The sequence below is a fragment of the Bradyrhizobium sp. CCBAU 65884 genome, from assembly GCF_028128835.1.
Classification (GTDB): domain Bacteria; phylum Pseudomonadota; class Alphaproteobacteria; order Rhizobiales; family Xanthobacteraceae; genus Bradyrhizobium; species Bradyrhizobium ottawaense.
In genome coordinates this window covers 12,969-31,414 of record NZ_LBJU01000130.1, presented here as the reverse complement: position 1 = coordinate 31,414, position 18,446 = coordinate 12,969, and the positions used below count along the sequence as shown (strand labels likewise).

Sequence of the window (18,446 nt, the reverse complement as noted above, 5' to 3'; positions counted from 1 at the left end):
CGCACTGGCTATCGCGTCCCAACGCGCAAGAGCGCCGTGGGCGGCGTCCTGATCGTCACGCATGCGATGCACGGTCTGCCGGCTCAGTCGCCTTTGCTGTCCCTCATACCACCCTTTTCCCCGCCCGCTCCGCCACCGCCCTCTGCACAAAGTACATCGCTACCAGCGAGACGATCGCCGATGCGACGACGACGTAGCCGATCCGGTCGAAATGGATCAGCGAGCCATCCGGCGCCTGCGCGATGATCGCGCCGGCGAGCACCGAGCCGAGCCCGCCGGAGAGCTGCTGCAGCGAGGCGCTGACCGCGCTGAAGGAGCCGCGCTGGTCGGGATCGGGGATTGCCGACATCAGGGCCTGCGACGGGATCATGCGCGAGAAGATGCCGACGAACATCAGCACGTTGACGAGGATCGCGGTCGTAAGCGCGACGTGGCCGAGATGGGTGTAGATCAGCACCATGATGACGGACACCACGCTGCCGAAGACGAAGGTCGGATATTTGCCGAACGCATCGCTTGCCCTGCCGACCAGTGGCCCCGTGACGATGCTGAACAGGCCGGAGACGAGATAGATCGTCGGCAGGTGCGTGATGTCGATGCCGAGATTGTGCACGGTGAAGGCGCTGGAGAACGGCATCAGCATATAGCCGCCGGTCGCCAGCAGCGTCGTGACGGCGAAGGCCAGCGTATAGCGCGGCTGTCCGATCGTCGCGATCAGATGGTGGAACGGGTTCTTGTCCTGCTTCGATTTCAGATGCGCGTCGACCGGCTCCATGGCGAAGGCGATGATGGCGATCGCCGCGATCGACACGATCACGATCGCAATGAAGCAGACGTGCCAGCTCCAGTGATTGGCGAGAAACAGCCCGGCCGGAATACCCAGCACCTGGCTCGCGGCGAACGCCGTCTGGACGAAGCCCATCACGCGGCCGCGCAGGTGCAGCGGGAATAGATCGGTGATGATGGCGAGCACCACCGAGCCGATCACGCCCCCGAACAATCCGGTCACGATCCGGCCGAGCAGCAGCACGTGATAATTCTGCGCGGCGGCGCAGAGCATGGTGCCGAGCGTGAAGCCGACATAGAAGAACAGCAGCAGGCGCTTGCGGTCGAAACGATCGGCAAAGCCGGCGGCCAGCACGCCCGAAATGCCCGCGCTGAACGCGTAGGCCGACACCGCGACGCCGAATTGCCCGGCCGTGATGTCGAGCGCGGGCATCAGGATGGCGCCGAGCGGCGACATGATGATGAAGTCGAGGATGATCGTGAACTGCGTGAACGCGAGCAGCGCAATGAGGAGCGCCTGATAGCGCGAGAAGCCGCGCTGGCGTCCTGATGGATCGTCGATCGGCGCGGCGAGCATCTGTTCGGTCATGGATCTCGATTCGTGGGTCGCGGGGAGCGAAACTGGCAGATGGGGTGGGCCCGCACGATTTCCACGGCGCGCGCGCCAGAGGCTCTGCCGAAACGGGCAGTTCGTGCGCCGTTGTGGGTTCCATGCAACAGCCGGGCATTCGGCAAACCGTCCGCCTCTTCGCGAAACGAGTGCGCGGATTGAGAAGCCGGGACACCGGGCGGCCCCCATGAACATGGGAGGACGATAGGCCGCGCAGGCTTTCGTGCATCGCGCGTCTTCCCAAAGCCACGGGCCGCATGCTTTGAGAGCCGCCAAACGTCGATCGCGTTGGCGTGGCGGCGGCTTGGGGCTGGAAGTGAATTGGGGCTGGAAGTGACGGCGGTCTTCATTCTTCCTCTTCTTGCCGGTTGCGGGTTTGGAAGACGGGGTGGGGAACGAACATGACCATTTCATTGCGGGCGCCAGTCACCGCTTTTCTTGCAACGGCGCTCATTGCCGTGATCGCGGCCTGCGCCGGCGGGCCGGAAGCCCGGGCCCAGTTCGTGTGCGTGGATGGTGCCGCGTCTGAGCAAGGCGCCACGGCGGCCGGCTCAGCGAGCAATTTTGCCTGCGGGCCGTCCGCTTCCGCTGACGGCAACGGCAGCAACAACTCCGCGACCGGGACCGGCGCCAACGCCAGCGGCCACAGCAGCTCCAATATTGCGACCGGAAACAATGCCAACGCCAGCGGCAACAACAGCTTCAACAGCGCGACCGGAGCGGGAGCCATCGCCAGCGGTGATGGCAGCAAAAACATGGCGTCCGGAAACAACGCGCAAGCCAGCGGTGACAACAGCACCAATATCGCGGCCGGCGCCGGAGCCAATGCCAGTGGCAACAACAGCGGCAATCTTGCATCCGGGCTGACCGCCCTGGCCAACGGAGACAACAGCAGGAACGTCGCGACAGGGCGCAGTTCCAATGCCTCCGGCAACAACAGCAGAAATGTTGCGAACGGGTTTGTCGCCAAGGCCTACGGTGACGCCAGCGCCAACACCGCGACGGGGAGCAACGCCAACGCCTTCGGCAACGGCAGCGCCAACATCGCGACCGGCGTCAACTCCAACGCGACCGGCGACAACAGCTTCAATATCGCGACCGGCCTGAACACCAATGCGAGCGGGTCTGGAAGCAATAACGTCGCCACCGGCAACGCCGCCCTCGCATTTGGCGCCAACAGCTCCAACGCGGCGGCCGGCTATCTGGCGAATGCCAACGGCGCCAATTCGAGCAATATCGCGAACGGCACGCAATCCAATGCCAGCGGCACCGGCAGCTTCAACATTGCGGTCGGAAACGGCGCCAACGCGAGCGGAAACGGTGTTGCGAACACCGCGGTGGGCAACGGCTCCTACGCAACCGGCGCAAATTCCTCGGCCTTCGGCAATGGCGCCTCCGCAACCTTCGCCAACTCCACCGCGATCGGCAACGGCGCCACCGCGACCCGCGCCAACCAGCAGGTCTACGGCACCGCGAGCAATACCTACACGATGACAGGCGTCACCTCGGCTGCGAGCGCGGCCGCGCAGTCCGGACCCGTGCAACTCGTCACCACGGACGCGGCCGGCAATCTCGCCTCCACCTCGCTCAGTGCACTCGGGTTTGCGAGCCCCGCGGATATCGCAAGCATCAACAGCCAGCTCGCAGGCATCAATGCCCGCCTCAACGACCTCGACGGCAGGACCGGCAAGGCGATCAACGGCGTCGCGATGGCCTTTGCGATGTCAGGCTCGCCCTGGCTGATGCCGTCCGAGAAGATCGCGATGAGCATGAACTGGGGTACGTTTCAGAACACCAATGCGCTCTCCATGAGTGCGGCGCTGCGCGTCAGCGAGCATGTGCAGGCCAGCGGCGGCCTGACCTACGGCACCAACGGCGGCGGATTGGGCGGCCGCGTCGGAATGCGCGTCGGCTGGTGATGCCAGGCTTTGGCAATTCGATGCAATTGATCGCGCGAGCCGTGATGGCACTGGCGCTGCTGCTGTGCTGCGGAAGCGACGGGGCGATGGCGCAGCAGAAGACGCCTGCGCAGGCTGCGGCTGCCGCGCTGCCGTCGCTGCCCGTCACACTGGAGCAGGCTCTCTATCTGATCCGCTCGACGCTGCTCACGCTCAACGATGCCAACCGCACGGGCAATTACACGGTGCTGCGCGACCTTGCTGCGCCCGATTTCCAGGCGCGCAACACCGCCGCCGATCTCGCGCTGAATTTTCTCGATCTGCGGCGCCGCAACTTCGATCTCTACGGTGCGGCATTGCTGGCGCCGCAATTCAGCGACGCGCCCGCGCTCGATCAGCGCGGAATGCTGCGCTTGGCAGGTTACATCCCGACCCGGCCGCACCAGATCCAGTTCGATCTCACGTTTCAGACCGTGGCCGGGCAATGGCGTCTGATCGCCATCGCGATCTCTACGCCGGAAGCCGCATCCCCCCAGCCGCAAGCCCAGGTGACGCCCGTGAAGCCGGCTGTGCCTGCACAGAAGAAGACGCCGTGAGCGTTTCTGAGCACTATCTCATTGATAAGTCTTCGTTTGTCGCCGGATTGGCGGCCGCGCCCCACCCTGTTCTCGCTGCTCCTGGCAGCCCCGATTAAGCCGCCCTTAGCGAATGCTCCCCTAGTGTCCTGACCGTCCATTTCCCTGCTCCCGGCCGGATGCCGGTCAGTTTGCGGCAAGTCAGAGCGTTTTCGGATGGAGCAGCCTGCCCGGCAGTATGATCCTGGCGTGCCCGAGCCGTTGGTCACGGCGGCGGCCACGCGGACGCTCGTCATCGATCTCGAAGGCGGCCTGCTGCGGTCCGAGCTGCTGATGGAGGCGCTGTTCTCCAGCCCCGGCCGCATGCTCGCCCGCTTCGGCGCGGGCGGACGACCGGGCATGGCGGCACTCACGGATATCCTGGCGCGCGCCGAGATCGACTACGCCCATCTGCCCTATGATTCCGACGTGTTGAACCGGGCGCTCGCTGCGCGGGCGCGGGGCGCGAAGATCTATCTGGTGGCCGGCCGCTTCGCCCACCACGCCGCCGGCATTGCCGCGCATCTCGGCTTTGACGGTGTCGTTGCGCCGGCTGATCTGGCTGCAGGCGAAAGCCTGCCGTTCGACCGCGGCGCCATCGAGCGCATCGAAAACCGCGGCAGCCGCAACGCCAGCCTCAAGACCAGCCTCAGGACCTGGGCCAAGGCGCTGCGCGTCTATCAATACGCCAAGAACACGCTGGTGTTCGTACCTGTCATCACCGCGCATCAGCTGAATTTTGCCAGCTTTGGCTCCGCGCTGCTGGCGTTCCTGGCGTTCTCGGCCTGTGCGTCTGGCGCCTATCTGATGAATGATCTCCTCGATCTCGCAGCGGACCGGCAGCATCCGACCAAGCGCCATCGCGCGCTGGCGGCCGGAGATCTGCCGATCTCGTCCGCGCTATCAGCGATCCCTGCGTTGTGGCTGTTCGCGGTCGTGGCCGGCCTCTGCATCTCGCCTCTGTTTCTCGGCGTGCTCGGCGCCTATCTTGTCACCACCATCGCCTATTCGCTCGCGCTCAAGCGCAAGATGCTGGTCGACATCGTCACGCTCGCCGGTCTCTACACGCTTCGCATCGTCGCCGGCGCGGTCGGCGTCGGCGTGGTGCTATCGGAATGGCTGCTGATCTTCTCGCTCTTCGTGTTCACGTCGCTGGCGCTGATCAAGCGCTTCAGCGAGCTCAGCATGCGCGAGAGCGCCGGCCTTTCCGATCCTTCCAATCGCGACTATCGCGTCACCGATCTGCAAATCATCGCCGCGATGGCGGCGGCGAGCGCGATGAACGCGGTGACCGTGTTCTCGCTCTACGTCTCCTCGTCCGCGGTGACGCCGCTGTACAGCCGTCCCTGGATGCTGTGGCTGCTCAATCCGCTGCTGCTGTACTGGTTCGGCCGCGCCCTGATGATGGCGCATCGCCGCGAGATGCCCGATGACCCGATTCTGTACGCCTTCCGCGACGGCCCCAGCCGCATTGCGGTCGCGGCGATGATCTGCATCATGCTGGCGGCGATCTGAGCGAAGCCCGTGCTTGCGCGGCCCGCCGGCAATGGCTACATCGCGGGCAATCCGAACTCGCTATTTGCCGACGCACCGATTAGACCCGAGGTTTTGAAACGCCATGACCGTACGCCTGCATCGCGGCGACCTGCCCGACCTGTCCCGCTACACCGGAGCGGTGGCGATCGACACCGAGACCATGGGGCTGAACCCGCACCGCGACCGGCTCTGCGTGGTGCAGCTCTCGCCCGGCGACGGCAGCGCCGACGTGGTGCAGATCCCCAAGGGACACACCGACGCGCCGAACCTCAAGGCGCTGCTGGCCAATCCCGCCATCACCAAGATCTTCCACTTCGCGCGGTTCGACGTCGCGGTGCTGTACCAGACCTTCGGCGTCATGACCGGCCCGATTTATTGCACCAAGATTGCCTCGCGCCTGACCCGCACCTACACCGATCGCCACGGCTTGAAAGACCTCGTGCGCGAGGTGCTCAATGTCGATCTCTCCAAGCAGCAGCAATCCAGCGACTGGGGTTCCGACAGCCTGACCGAGCCGCAGCTCGCCTATGCCGCCTCGGACGTGCTGCACCTGCATGCCTTGCGCGAACGGCTCGACGCCATGCTGGTGCGGGAGGGCCGCACCGCGCTGGCCAAAGCCTGTTTCGACTTCCTGCCGACCCGCGCCCTGCTCGACCTCCAGGGCTGGGCGGAGGAGGACATTTTCGCGCATTCCTGAGCCCTCGCCCGCCGGTTAGACTTCGGGCTGCGCCCCGTTTCGGACACTTTCATGCGGCCTGTCCAAGCCTGATATGTACAAGGCTGCATATTGCGGCGGTCACGGGTACAATGGAGCGGCCTGCAACCCGGCCTGGCGAGCGGCACCTCAGGAGCTCAGGTGAATTCGGCCCACAATCCCACCTACGACGCCGCGCTTGCGGCGAAGTTTGCCAGCGCGGCGCGCCACAGCCGTCTGGTGCGGATTCTGCGCCTCGCGGTGCCGGCTGCAGTGCTGCTGTCGATGGCCGCGATCGTCGGCGTCTCGGTCTTCAATCCGTTCCGCATGCTGATGCCGAAGCTGCCGCTCGATTCCGGAAACCTGGTGGTGTCGGGCACCAAGATCACGATGGAATCGCCGCATCTGGCGGGCTACACGCCGGACCAGCGGCCCTACGAGCTCTGGGCCAAGACTGCGACACAGGACATCACCGATCCCGATCATGTCGATCTCTCCGACCTGCGCGCGAAAGTGCTGATGGAGGATCAATCCACCCTGTTCCTCGATGCCCGCACCGGCCGCTTCGACAACAAGCAGCAGCAGCTCGATCTGCACAAGGACATCTTCCTGCGCACCTCAACCGGCTACGAGGCCCGGTTGAACTCGGCCTTCGTGGACATGGGCAAGGGCACGGTCTCCTCGGACGAGCGCGTCGACGTCAAGCTGACCAACGGCACGCTGACCGCGGACCGCTTACGCATTACGGAAGGCGGCGACGTCATCCGCTTCGAGGGCAATGTGGTGATGCATCTGGACAAGCTGGATGACCCCGCCGCCGCTCAGCCTGCGCCGGCCGAGCCCGCGCCGGCGGCGCCGCCGGCCAAGTCAAAGAACAAATCTGCCAATTCAAAGTGATTTCATGATCAGGTCTTTTCCGCGCAACGACAACAAGCGCAGCGCCATCTTCAGTGCAGCTGCGCTCGCCGCCATTGTCGTGCTTGCTGCAACCGGCACCGCTTTTGCGCAGAGCACGATGCAGGGCGTGCCGAACGCGATGCAGGGTTTTTCGCAGAACCGTGATCAGCCGATTCAGATCGAGGCCGCCTCGCTCGAGATGCGCGACAAGAAGAAGGAGGCGACCTTCGCCGGCAATGTGAAGGTCGTCCAGGGCGACACCACCATGACCTCGAAAACCCTGGTGGTGTTCTACGAGTCGGGCGGCGACAAGCCCGCCACGCCGCAGCCAGCGGCCAAGGCGGCCAAGGGCGCGCCGATGCAGTCGGCGCAGCCGGGCCCCGGCGGCAGTTCCTCGATCAAACGGCTGGAGGCGCGCGGCAATGTCGTGGTCACCCAGAAGGACCAGGTGGTGACCGGCGAGACCGCCGTGTTCGACACCAGGACCAATCTCATCACCATGCTGGGCGGCGGCGGCCAGGTCGTCCTGACGCAGTGCAAGAACGTGCTGCGCGGCGACCGTTTGATGGTCGACATGACGACGGGCGTGTCGCGGGTGGAATCCGACAACGGCCGGGTTCAGGCCCTGCTGCCCCAGGGCGGCGGCAATGATTGCGGTTCGGGCAAGCCCGGCGGGGCGCCGCCTTTGCAATTGCCCGGCGCAACTAAACCGAAATGAATTCAACAGCTTGGTTCGGATGCGGCCGAACCGAGGTTGAAGCTTGGCCGGCGAGACTGTATCTAGCGCGCAGGGCTTTCGAAGCGGGGTCCGCCGCTTTTCGGGCGTGTTTCACTGGGCATGAGACATCCCTTCACTCATGCTGCACCGGCTAGTCGAACGACCGGTGCGGCAGATCGCGCGAATTCGCGCAGGATCGTCGCGAAAGGCTAAAAGGCGGGGATGGTCGATCTCTTCAGCATGTTCCGTCGGCGCCCCGCCAAGCGCGGCCGGCCAGGATTTGCGCGTCAGGACATCACCGCGCTCGGTGACGGGGTCGGCGGGCTTGTGACCAGCCCGATCCGGGACGCGCCGATGGCCCGCGACCAGGCGATCCATGCGCCCGATCAGTTCCCGGACGACTATCAAGGCGACTATCAAGCCGAGGCGCCGCGCCAGCCGGCAGTTCACCCCGTCAGGGCCGCCGCCAAGCCGAACGGCGGTGGGCCGCAGCTCCTGAAGCGGCCGGGCTTCCTGGCTGTGCATAGCGTGGAAAAGGCCTTCGGCAGCCGCCAGGTGGTGCGCGGTGTCAGCATCTATGTGCGCCGCGGCGAAGCGGTCGGCCTGCTCGGTCCGAACGGCGCAGGCAAGACCACCGTGTTCTACATGATCACCGGCCTGATCAAGGCCGATCGCGGCGCCATCGAGCTCGACGGCCACGACGTCACCAAGCTCCCGATGTATCAGCGCGCGCGACTTGGCATCGGCTATCTGCCGCAGGAAGCCTCGATCTTCCGCGGCCTCACCGTCGAGCAGAACATCCGCGCCGTGCTCGAAGTGGTGGAGCCCTCGCGCAAGAAGCGCGAGCAGCAGCTCGATTCGCTGCTCGACGAGTTCAACATCACGCGGCTGCGCAAATCACCGTCGATCGCGCTGTCCGGCGGCGAGCGGCGCCGCGTCGAGATCGCGCGCGCGCTGGCGACGCGTCCGAACTACATGCTGCTCGACGAGCCCTTCGCCGGCATCGACCCGATCGCGGTCGGCGACATCCAGGACCTCGTCCGCCATCTCACCAATCGCGGCATCGGCGTGCTCATCACCGACCACAATGTCCGTGAGACGCTCGGCCTCACCGATCGCGCCTACATCGTCTATGCCGGCGAAATCTTGACCGAGGGGAGCCCGGATGAGATCGTCGCCGATCCGGACGTGCGCCGCCTTTACCTTGGCGAGGAATTCCGCCTCTAGCCCGTTTTTGGGTTTCGTCAAGACGTGTACATCGGGCCCGGACTAGGATAAGCAAAAATCGGACCAATTTTTGGGAACGGTTCTTGCTTCATGGCGCTCACGCAGAGATTAGAGTTCCGGCAATCGCAGTCGCTGGTCATGACGCCGCAGTTGATGCAGGCGATCAAGCTGCTGCAATTGTCCAATCTTGATCTCACGACCTTCGTGGAAGAGGAGCTCGAGCGTAATCCCCTGCTGGAACGGGCCAATGACGAGGCCCCCGCGGGCGAGGGCCCGGCCGAGGCCGGCCAGTACAGCGATGGCGAGGAGTCCGGCGGCCAGGGTGATGGTCAGGGCGACGATGGCTTTGGCGGCAGCGGCGAGGCCTTCGAGCCCGGCCAGGAAGAATGGATGAGCAAGGATCTCGGCACCCGCGCCGAGATCGAGCAGACCCTGGATACGGGCCTGGACAACGTCTTCTCCGAGGAGCCGGCCGAGGCCGCAGCGCGCAACGCCCAGGATGCAGCGCCGACCACCTATACGGAATGGGGCGGCGGTGCCTCCGGCGACGAGGACTACAATCTCGAAGCCTTCGTCGCCGCGGAAACCACACTCGGCGACCATCTGGCCGAGCAGCTCTCGGTGGCCTTCACCGCACCTGCCCAGCGCATGATCGGCCAGTATTTGATCGACCTCGTCGACGAGGCCGGCTATCTGCCGGGCGATCTCGGCCAGGCCGCCGAGCGCCTTGGCGCGACGCAAGCCGACGTCGAGGGCGTCCTTGCCGTGCTGCAAAAATTCGATCCGCCCGGGGTCTGTGCGCGCAATTTGAGCGAATGCCTGGCGATCCAGCTCCGCGAACTCGACCGCTACGACCCCGCGATGCAGGCCCTGGTCGAGCATCTCGATCTCCTGGCCAAGCGCGACATCGTGGCCCTGCGCAAGATCTGCGGCGTCGACGACGAGGACATCGCCGACATGATCGGCGAGATCCGCCGCCTCAATCCCAAGCCCGGCATGAAGTTCGGCTCGGCGCGTCTGCAGACCATGGTGCCCGACGTCTATGTCCGCCCGGGTCCCGACGGCGGCTGGCATGTCGAGCTCAACAGCGACACCTTGCCGCGCGTGCTGGTCAACCAGACCTACTATTCCGAGCTGTCGAAGAAGATCGGCAAGGACGGCGACAAGTCCTATTTCACCGACGCGCTCCAGAACGCGACCTGGCTGGTGCGCGCGCTCGACCAGCGCGCCCGCACCATCCTGAAAGTTGCAACCGAGATCGTGCGCCAGCAGGACGGCTTCTTCACCCATGGCGTCGCGCATTTGCGGCCGCTGAATCTAAAGGCCGTCGCCGACGCCATCCAGATGCATGAATCCACGGTGTCGCGCGTCACCGCCAACAAGTACATGGCGACAAATCGCGGCACATTTGAGCTGAAATATTTCTTCACCGCCTCGATCGCCTCGGCCGACGGCGGCGAGGCGCACTCCGCCGAAGCCGTGCGCCACCACATCAAGCAGCTGATCGATTCGGAGGAGCCCGCGGCGATCCTGTCGGACGACACCATCGTGGAACGCTTGCGCGCCTCGGGCATTGATATTGCCCGCCGCACGGTCGCGAAGTACCGCGAAGCCATGCGCATTCCTTCCTCGGTGCAACGTCGCCGCGACAAGCAGAGCGCTCTTGGTAACGTCCTCTCTACCGCCTTGTCCGATCGTTCCCGCAACACCGAACCGGCCTGATTGCGCTGGCGCGAAATCGCGCTACTCTCGACCTCCCGTCGAGACGGATCCAAGCACGCGCATGATCCGGAAAAGTGTCCAGCGGTTTTGCTTCCCGACAAGCGTCAAAGGCGTTTGCGGCGAGATCATGCGCAGGCAATATTCCAGAGGTGCGATGACGTGGCATCGCACCGCGAGCACGTGAACCAAGCGAGGCATCACATGACTCTCAGAATCTCGGGAAAGAGCATCAGCGTCGGCGAGGCCCTGCGCGGCCGCGTTTCCGACCGCACCGACGAGGTGCTGCGCAAATATTTCGACGGCAATTATTCCGGCCACATCACGCTCAGCAAGGACGGCTTCGGCTTCCGCACCGATTGCGCCCTGCACCTGGATTCCGGAATCACGCTGGAGGCCGATTCGAACGCGCCGGATGCCTATGCCAGCGCCGACCAGGCGCTGCTGATGATCGAGAAGCGGCTGCGCCGCTACAAGAACCGGCTCAAGGACCGCTCCGCCCGCAAGGCCCATGTCGCCTCCGAAGCGATGGCTGCGCTCGATGCCACCAGCTACGTGCTCGAGGCCCCGGAGGGCGAGGACGAGGTCACCGGCTACAGCCCCGTCATCATCGCCGAGGCCACCACCTCGCTGAAGCCGCTGTCGGTCAGTGAGGCCGTCATGGAACTCGACCTGAGCGGGGCTCCCTGCCTGGTCTTTCAGCATGGCTCCAGCGGCCGGGTGAACATCATTTACCGCCGGGCCGACGGCAATGTGGGCTGGATCGACCCGCCCGGAGCCAAAACGGATGCCGGCGCGGATGGCAAGGGGAACAGCAGGGCCGGGGGATAGGCAAAAAACCGGCCCCGTACCATCCGCAGGCCTTAACAATGACCGGGGCAAAGCCGCACGCGGGAGTTGGCACCGGGATTGCGTTGGAGTAGAAGCGCCCCACATCAGGACTTAACGGGATTTGGGCTAAGTCCTCCTCCTGCTTGACCTTCTTGACGCCGGCCCGGCGTGGTTTCTCTCCAAGCCGGCCAATTCGGAACCTGACGGTTTAATTCACCTCGGAAACCCTCCATGCCGATTACCGATCTGGTCGCACCCGAGGCGATTCTCCCGGCATTGAAGGTCAACAGCAAGAAGCAGGCCCTGCAGGAGCTCGCGGCCAGGGCCGCCGAGCTGACCGGGCAGAACGAACGCTCCGTGTTCGAAGTGCTGCTGCAGCGGGAGAAGCTCGGCACCACGGCGGTCGGCTATGGCGTTGCCATTCCGCACGGCAAGCTGCCCAAGCTCGAAAAGATTTTTGGCCTGTTCGCACGCCTCGACCGCCCGATCGATTTCGAGGCGATGGACGGCCAGCCGGTCGATCTCGTCTTCCTGCTGCTCGCCCCCGAAGGCGCCGGCGCCGATCATCTCAAGGCGCTCGCCCGCATCGCCCGCCTGCTGCGCGACCAGGACATCGCCAAGAAGCTGCGCGCTTCGCGCGATGCCCAGGCGATCTATTCCGTGCTGGCGCTGCCGCCGGCAACGGCGGCCTGACGTCGCTTTCCCCTGCTCTGTGTTGGCCTTCCAGATCGCACGGCGTTGGCAGCGTCGTGGCATGCGCACCGTTGGATAGCCAAGGTAGACGGTATCAAAATCTTCCCGTTTGAGACGCACGGCACATCGGGCGGCGTCAAGGTCCGCTAAGAGTCGCTCGAGACCAATGGGACTGAGCAGACGTGATACGGAATGGAAGCGCGCCGTTGCGTCGTGGCGCGGCGGCGGGAGAACGGCCCGATGCGAGCAGCGGCTTGCGCCTGGCGCTGCTCGGTACGGTGGCAAGCGGTGCATTGTGGCTGACGCAGCCCGGGCCGGCGCTGGCCGGGCCAAGCGGCTGCACGACGGTCGGTGGCACCGCCACCTGCAGCGGCGATCAATCGGCCGGCATCGGCGCCGCCGATTTCGACCAGGCCGCGGTCGGCACGCTCAACCTCAATGCCCTGACGACCGACATCGCGCCGGCCTCGGGCGTCGCCGCCATTTCCTACAGTCGCGGCAGTGGCAGCATTACGATCAACAGTGATCTCTCGCTGCGGACGATCAGGGTGACAGGCATCACCGACGCAGTCTCCGCCTCGACCGACGGCGACGTGACGATCAATCACGCAGGCAACATCAGCTCGGCCGGCGGCGCCGGCATCTACGTCACCACGACCGGCGGTTTCTTCGGTACCACCGACATAAGGATCACCAGTAGCGGCACGATCGACGCGTATAGCGACGGCATTCACGCGCGATACCAAGGGCCTGGAGGAAGCAACGGCAACATCGTTGTCGCGCACACGGGTGACATCACGTCCAGGACGACCTACGGGGTATTCGCCGAAACACGCGCTGCCACGGTAAGTGTCACGACACTCGGAAACATCAACGCCGCTGCCAGCGGAATTCTGGCCGCCGCCGACTTCGGGGTTACCGTCAGCAGCACGGGAAACATCACAGGTGCAGTGGGATCGCTGCATATTCCGTCTTCGGCGACATCGCTGTCTCGCAACGCGGCGACATGGCCGTGACACTCGACGGAATCTTCATCGACAACTCGAGCGCCTCCGCGACGGTCGTGAATAACGGCAACATCTCGGCTGGACGCAACGCACTGTTCATAGCGGCGGGGGACAGCATCAGCATCACCAGCCGCGGCGACCTCACTGGCCGCGATACGGGCATCGCCGCGACCGGAATGGGTGTCGGGGTAAACAGCGTCGGCAACATCGCCGCGAGCCACGGCTCCGGCATGTACATCGTCGGGCAAGCTGCAGTCGGGGTCACCAGCCGGGGAAACATCAGCGCGACCGACTATGGCATCTTCGCGCTCATGTCGAACGTGCCCGGATACTTCGCGACGGTGGACAGCACCGGCGACATTGTCTCGACCGCAGGCGAAGGAATTCGCGTTCAATCGCACGGCGGCTTCGCCTCCCTCATCAGCCGCGGGACTGTCAGCGCATTTGCCGATGGCATTCACGCCTATGCACCCGGCGATGTCACGGTGACCAGCATCGGCACTGTCTCGTCGGCCTCAGGCAACGCCATCAACGCGAGCGGGGGCGGTAATCTCCAGGTCACGGTCAGCGGAGGCGTCTTGTCCGGCGCGCTGACGGGCATCCGGCTGGACGGCGGCGCAACCAACACCGTCACCATCGGCGCGACGGCGAAGGTCGCCGGCGGGCTCAATGCCGTGCTGGCAACCACCGGCAACGACACCGTGAACAATTCCGGCATCGTCATCGGCAATGTCGCGCTCGGCGGCGGCAGCAATGCCTTCAACAATCTCGCCGGCAGCGTGTTTGACAGCGGTGCGACGGTGGACCTTGGCGCCGGCAATCTGCTGAGCAACGCCGGCACGTTGGCGCCGCTTGGCGTCGGCACGGTCGGCACCACGACGCTGACCGGCGATTTCGTCCAGGGCGCGAGCGGCCGGTTCGTCGTGGACGTCGCCGGTCACGCCGCCGACCGGCTCGACGTCACGGGCACGGCGAGCCTCGGCGGCAAGGTGGTCGTGGATCCGACCGCGCGCCTTGCGACGACGACGACCTACACGATCGCGAGCGCGGGCAATTTGAACGGCAGTTTCACGGGTGTGGATTTCCTGACCGCAAACAGCTTCGCGCGCAATGCGCGGCTGAGCTACGCCGGCAACGACGTGCTGCTGACGCTCGATCCCGGGCTGCTGTCGTATACGCTGCCCGCCAATGCCAGCGTCAATGTGCGGAACGTGGCGGCGGGGATGGACGCTCCGCTGATATCAGGCGCGGCGCTGCCGGGGGGCTTCAACCCGCTGTTTGCGTTGGCCGGCACGCCCTTGATGGGCGCCCTGACGCAAGCCTCGGGCGAGACTGCGACCGGCGCGCAGCAGACGACCTTCAACGCCATGAACCAGTTCATAGGCACGCTGACCGATCCCTTCCTGGCCGGGCGCAGCAATCCTCCGCCGGCGGCTGGCGCGACGGGATACACAGCCGACGATGGTGACGTGCTGGCTTATGCCGGCGGCCGCAAGCTTAACCGCGACCGGCGCGACGCCTACGCCGCGATCTCTGGCAAGGCGCCGCCTGCGCTGACCTTCGAGTCCCGCTGGAGCGTTTGGGCTGCGGGCTTCGGTGGCTCGCAGACCACCGACGGCAACGCGGCGTTCGGCTCCGGCAGCGCCACCAGCCGCATCGCCGGCGCGGTCGCGGGTGCGGACTATTGGCTCTCGCCGAATACCGTGGCCGGCTTTGCGATCGCCGGCGGCGGCACCAGCTTCTCGGTCACGAATGGCGGCACCGGCCGCTCCGACCTGTTCCAGGCCGGCGCCTTCGTGCGGCACAATGCCGGCGCCGCCTATGTCACGGCCGCTCTGGCCTATGGCTGGCAGGACGTCACCACCGATCGCACCGTCACCATCGCCGGTGCGGATCATCTCCAGGCCCGTTTCAAGGCCAACGCCTATTCCGCTCGGATCGAAGGCGGCTATCGCTTCGTGGCGCCGTGGATCGGCGGTGTCGGCATCTCGCCCTATGCGGCGGCCCAGTTCACGAGGTTCGACCTGCCGGCCTATACCGAGCGGGCGGTCACCGGCAATGACACGTTCGCTCTCAGCTACGCTTCGGACGCCGCCACCGCCGGCCGCAGCGAATTCGGCCTGCGCAGCGACAAGTCCTTCGCCATGGCCGACGGCATCGCCACGCTGCGCGTTCGCCTCGCCTGGGCACACAATTTCAATCCCGACCGTTCGATCGGCGCGACCTTCCAGGCGCTGCCCGGTCCGAGCTTCGTGGTCAACGGCGCAGCGCAAGCCGCCGATGCCGCGCTCGTCACCGCGTCGGCGGAGAAGACTTGGCTGAACGGCTGGTCCGCGGCAGCGACATTCGAGGGCGAGTTCTCGAGCGTCACGCGCAGCTATGCCGGAAAGGGCGTCGTGCGATATGGGTGGTGAAGCCTGCGCCGGGCAGGCCGGGGTGGTCAGCTCATGACCAGCCTGCGCACCGCGTCAGATTCCGAGGGACACGAAAGCGCAATCTGGAAGGCGCCCAGCCCTGGCGTCGAGAAGCTTGCCAGAACCGTGATCCGCGGCTCGATCACCGTCAACGTGGTCGCCTCGATGGGCGTCTTCCACCCTGCGCTGCTGCCTGCAGAGTGGAGCTATCTGCAACAGGCTGTCGCGCTCCTGATGTGGGTCATCCTGATCTACGCCAGTGCCTTCGTGCGTCCTTGCCTGCGCGTGCAGCCCAATCCTGACCTCATCGCGCTGGTGGCATTCTACGCCCTTGCCGCCATGTCGGTTCTCTGGACCAGCCTCGCCGCTGCAGCGATCATGAAGAGTGCGGCTCTCGTGATAACGACTTTCGGCGCGTACTGCCTCATTATCCGTATCGACGTGGACGAGATCGTCGGATCGACGGCACTCGGGTTCTTCATTCTGGTCGCCGCCTCGGCCTTGTGTGCCATCTTCGTGCCCGAGATCGGCGTCGACCAGAGCTGGATGCACAACGGCCAGTGGCAAGGAATCTACGAATCGAAGCAGACGCTCGGCTTCATCAGTGCATATCTGATGTTCTTTGCCTGCTATCAGAAGATGACGGGGCAGGGATGGATCGCTTTTCTCGCAACGTTTCTCCTGGCATCGACGTGCGTCATCGCCTCGGAATCCCGTGGTGCCGGCGCCGTCGCCGTCGCCGCTTGTGGACTGCTGGTGACCTCGATGTGGTCGATCCGCTGCATGAGAATCTATGCGGTGCTGCCATTCATCATGTGCATCCTGGCCGCCCTGCTGTTCCTGTATTTCTATCTGACGGGGTACGATTCCTTTCATCTCGGCGGTGAATCGACCATCGACTTGACCGAGCGGACCTTCATTTGGCAGTACGCCATCAGCCATTTCAACGACGCGCCCCTGCTGGGCTTTGGCATCAACGGATTCTGGACGCGCCCTTCGATTTACGACTATTTCAACCAGAACCATGGCTGGGTGCTCGACAATTATCATAGCGGTTACATCGCGGTGCTGATCGAAACGGGGTTTCTGGGATATTTGCTGTTCGTCGCGAGCGTCTATCTGTTTTCGGAAAAGGTCCTGTACTTGATCGCCACCCGGTCGATCGATCGCTCCCATTGCGCTCTCATCATCGGATTTGTCGTCCTGAGCTTTCAATCGAACTTCACGGAGACGATGTTCCTCCGCTCGACGATGTTCACGTCGGTGCTTCTCGTCGCGTTCTTCTTCGCGGTGTGCAGGCCGGTGCCGCAGCAATCCCTGCTGCCATGATGGAGAAAGCAGCATGAATGCCATCTGCGCCCGCTGGTCGGTGACCTTCGGCCTCACCTTGGCGATAGCCATGCTCGCGATCTGCTCTCGGGCTGACGCAGCCAAACAGGGCATCGCGCGCGCCCCAGGAGAGTTGGGGCGCGGCATCAACATCCTCGGCTACGACGGCATCTGGGAGGGAGGCCGGAACGCGCCATTTCGTCTGGACAACCTCACGGCCATCCGAAAGGCCGGGTTCTCGCACGTTCGGATCAATTTCTTCGGCTTCAAGTTCATGGGCGAATGGAATCTGCTGGATGAAATCGTCTTGAGGCGGCTTGATGCCGTGATCGAGGAGGTGCTCGCCCGGAAGCTCATCCCCATTCTCGACGAGCACGATACGGATACCTGCCAGCGCGACGTGTCCGCATGCGCCGAGAAGCTGAAGGCATTCTGGACGCAAATCGCCGAGCGCTATGCCGGAAAATATCCGAAGCTTGTCTTCGAGGTCCTCAATGAGCCCGGCGGGCAGATGACGTCGGCCAGTTGGAACGCCCTTCTGAACGAGTGTCTCGGCATCATCCGCACCAGCAACCCCGGGCGGACGGTCATTGCTGCCGTTCTCAACGTCGATGACATGCCGGTCGAGGAGCTGGCCCTGCCATCAGGTGACAGAAACCTCATCGTCACGTTCCACTATTACGCGCCGATACGTTTCACGCATCAGGGTGCGCCGTGGTCCCCAACGTTTTCGCGGCTCGGGCCACTCGATTGGGGCAGTCCGGAGGACGAACGGAAGGCTCTCGCCGACTTCGAAAAGATTCGTAGCTGGTCCGAAAAGGAAAAGCGCCCGATCTATCTCGGCGAGTTCGGCGTGTACGAGCGCGCTCCGGCCGAGGCCCGGACGCGATATCTGTCGTTCGTGGCGCGAAGTGCGGATCGGCTTGGCTGGGCATGGGCCTATTGGCAGTTCGACCATGATTTCGCGGCCTTCGACAGCGCGCGTCAAACCTGGAAGCCGGACATCCTGCCGGCGCTGATTCCGGCGGTGCGTTGAAGCGCGTGTTCGGGATTCGAGAGTTGAGCCCGCTGCGGCCTCGAGCACCGTCATCGCGTCAAAATGGAAACGGGCACGCCTTCGCAAGAAGGCATGCCCGCTGGAAACTCTATTCGTGCGACGTGCGCTCAGTGCACGCTGACGGCTTGCAGCTCGTTGCTCCAAGCGTTGGCGATCGCAGCTTCCCGGCTGTCGGTCAACATGATCGGCGTGCCGTCGGCGGCGTGGAGCGCGAAGAGCTTTAAGCCCGGCGCGATTTTCGGCGCCTCGGGAAACAGGCCCGGCACGTCCTCGGAGCGGATCTGCTTCACATAGGCGATATGGCCTTCGCCAAGGGTTGCCAGCGTCTCGGGCGAGACATTCTTGGCTTCGTATTCGAACGCAACGTGACCTTCACTCATGGTCTCGACTCCTCTGGAACACTAAGCGGTCGAGTC

The 18,446-nt window shown here is 64.6% G+C and carries 17 protein-coding genes; 14 read left to right on the top strand and 3 right to left on the bottom strand.

The window, feature by feature from the left end:
• Nucleotides 1-103: 103 nt before the first annotated feature.
• Nucleotides 104-1,375, bottom strand: a complete 1,272-nt coding sequence (locus XI03_RS32075) for an MFS transporter (RefSeq protein WP_038950974.1) — start codon at nt 1,373-1,375, stop codon at nt 104-106.
• Between the two features lie 367 nt (nt 1,376-1,742).
• Entirely contained in the window at nt 1,743-2,153 is a 411-nt protein-coding gene (locus XI03_RS32070) for a hypothetical protein (protein ID WP_131233042.1), read from the bottom strand.
• Between XI03_RS32070 and XI03_RS32065 the strand changes: the two genes are divergently transcribed.
• From XI03_RS32065 to XI03_RS32000, 14 genes are all read left to right on the top strand, one after another.
• The gene (locus XI03_RS32065; protein WP_271594327.1) at nt 2,152-3,315 is read left to right on the top strand and encodes a hypothetical protein; all 1,164 of its coding nucleotides are present in this window, start codon (nt 2,152-2,154) and stop codon (nt 3,313-3,315) included. The genes XI03_RS32070 and XI03_RS32065 overlap by 2 nt on opposite strands.
• A 20-nt stretch (nt 3,316-3,335) precedes the next feature.
• A complete protein-coding gene (locus XI03_RS32060) occupies nt 3,336-3,890 on the top strand; it encodes a hypothetical protein (protein WP_271594326.1) in 555 nt (184 codons plus the stop codon).
• Nucleotides 3,891-4,118: 228 nt separating this feature from the next.
• Nucleotides 4,119-5,423 carry a UbiA family prenyltransferase gene (locus XI03_RS32055; protein WP_063615298.1) on the top strand — a complete coding sequence of 435 codons (1,305 nt, stop codon included), beginning with the start codon at nt 4,119-4,121 and terminating at the stop codon, nt 5,421-5,423.
• A 103-nt stretch (nt 5,424-5,526) separates the two neighbouring features.
• Entirely contained in the window at nt 5,527-6,141 is a 615-nt protein-coding gene (locus tag XI03_RS32050; protein ID WP_018323452.1) for a ribonuclease D, read from the top strand.
• Nucleotides 6,142-6,300: 159 nt separating this feature from the next.
• A complete protein-coding gene (lptC, locus tag XI03_RS32045) occupies nt 6,301-7,035 on the top strand; it encodes an LPS export ABC transporter periplasmic protein LptC (RefSeq protein WP_028139456.1) in 735 nt (244 codons plus the stop codon).
• A gap of 4 nt (nt 7,036-7,039) precedes the next feature.
• Nucleotides 7,040-7,753: an LptA/OstA family protein gene (locus XI03_RS32040; RefSeq protein ID WP_038950979.1), complete on the top strand. Its 714-nt coding sequence runs from the start codon at nt 7,040-7,042 to the stop codon at nt 7,751-7,753.
• A 222-nt stretch (nt 7,754-7,975) separates the two neighbouring features.
• Complete coding sequence (gene lptB, locus XI03_RS32035; RefSeq protein ID WP_028139458.1) at nt 7,976-8,980, top strand: LPS export ABC transporter ATP-binding protein; 1,005 nt, start codon at nt 7,976-7,978, stop codon at nt 8,978-8,980.
• Between the two features lie 90 nt (nt 8,981-9,070).
• On the top strand, nt 9,071-10,702 hold the full coding sequence (gene rpoN / locus XI03_RS32030) for an RNA polymerase factor sigma-54 (protein ID WP_271594325.1): 1,632 nt from the start codon (nt 9,071-9,073) through the stop codon (nt 10,700-10,702).
• Nucleotides 10,703-10,903: 201 nt separating this feature from the next.
• Nucleotides 10,904-11,530 carry a ribosome hibernation-promoting factor, HPF/YfiA family gene (hpf, locus tag XI03_RS32025; RefSeq protein WP_028139460.1) on the top strand — a complete coding sequence of 209 codons (627 nt, stop codon included), beginning with the start codon at nt 10,904-10,906 and terminating at the stop codon, nt 11,528-11,530.
• 231 nt (nt 11,531-11,761) lie between these two features.
• A complete protein-coding gene (ptsN, locus tag XI03_RS32020; RefSeq protein ID WP_014438750.1) occupies nt 11,762-12,223 on the top strand; it encodes a PTS IIA-like nitrogen regulatory protein PtsN in 462 nt (153 codons plus the stop codon).
• Between the two features lie 206 nt (nt 12,224-12,429).
• On the top strand, nt 12,430-13,239 hold the full coding sequence (locus XI03_RS32015) for a hypothetical protein (protein ID WP_271594324.1): 810 nt from the start codon (nt 12,430-12,432) through the stop codon (nt 13,237-13,239).
• Nucleotides 13,230-15,644, top strand: a complete 2,415-nt coding sequence (locus XI03_RS32010) for an autotransporter outer membrane beta-barrel domain-containing protein (RefSeq protein WP_271594323.1) — start codon at nt 13,230-13,232, stop codon at nt 15,642-15,644. The genes XI03_RS32015 and XI03_RS32010 overlap by 10 nt, the downstream gene beginning before the upstream one ends.
• Nucleotides 15,645-15,677: 33 nt before the next feature.
• Entirely contained in the window at nt 15,678-16,973 is a 1,296-nt protein-coding gene (locus XI03_RS32005) for an O-antigen ligase family protein (RefSeq protein ID WP_212428949.1), read from the top strand.
• Nucleotides 16,974-16,986: 13 nt separating this feature from the next.
• Entirely contained in the window at nt 16,987-18,009 is a 1,023-nt protein-coding gene (locus XI03_RS32000; RefSeq protein ID WP_271594322.1) for a glycoside hydrolase family 5 protein, read from the top strand.
• Between the two features lie 128 nt (nt 18,010-18,137).
• Here XI03_RS32000 and XI03_RS31995 read toward each other — a convergent pair whose 3' ends face one another.
• A complete protein-coding gene (locus tag XI03_RS31995; RefSeq protein WP_007598581.1) occupies nt 18,138-18,410 on the bottom strand; it encodes a DUF1150 family protein in 273 nt (90 codons plus the stop codon).
• Nucleotides 18,411-18,446: the final 36 nt, after the last annotated feature.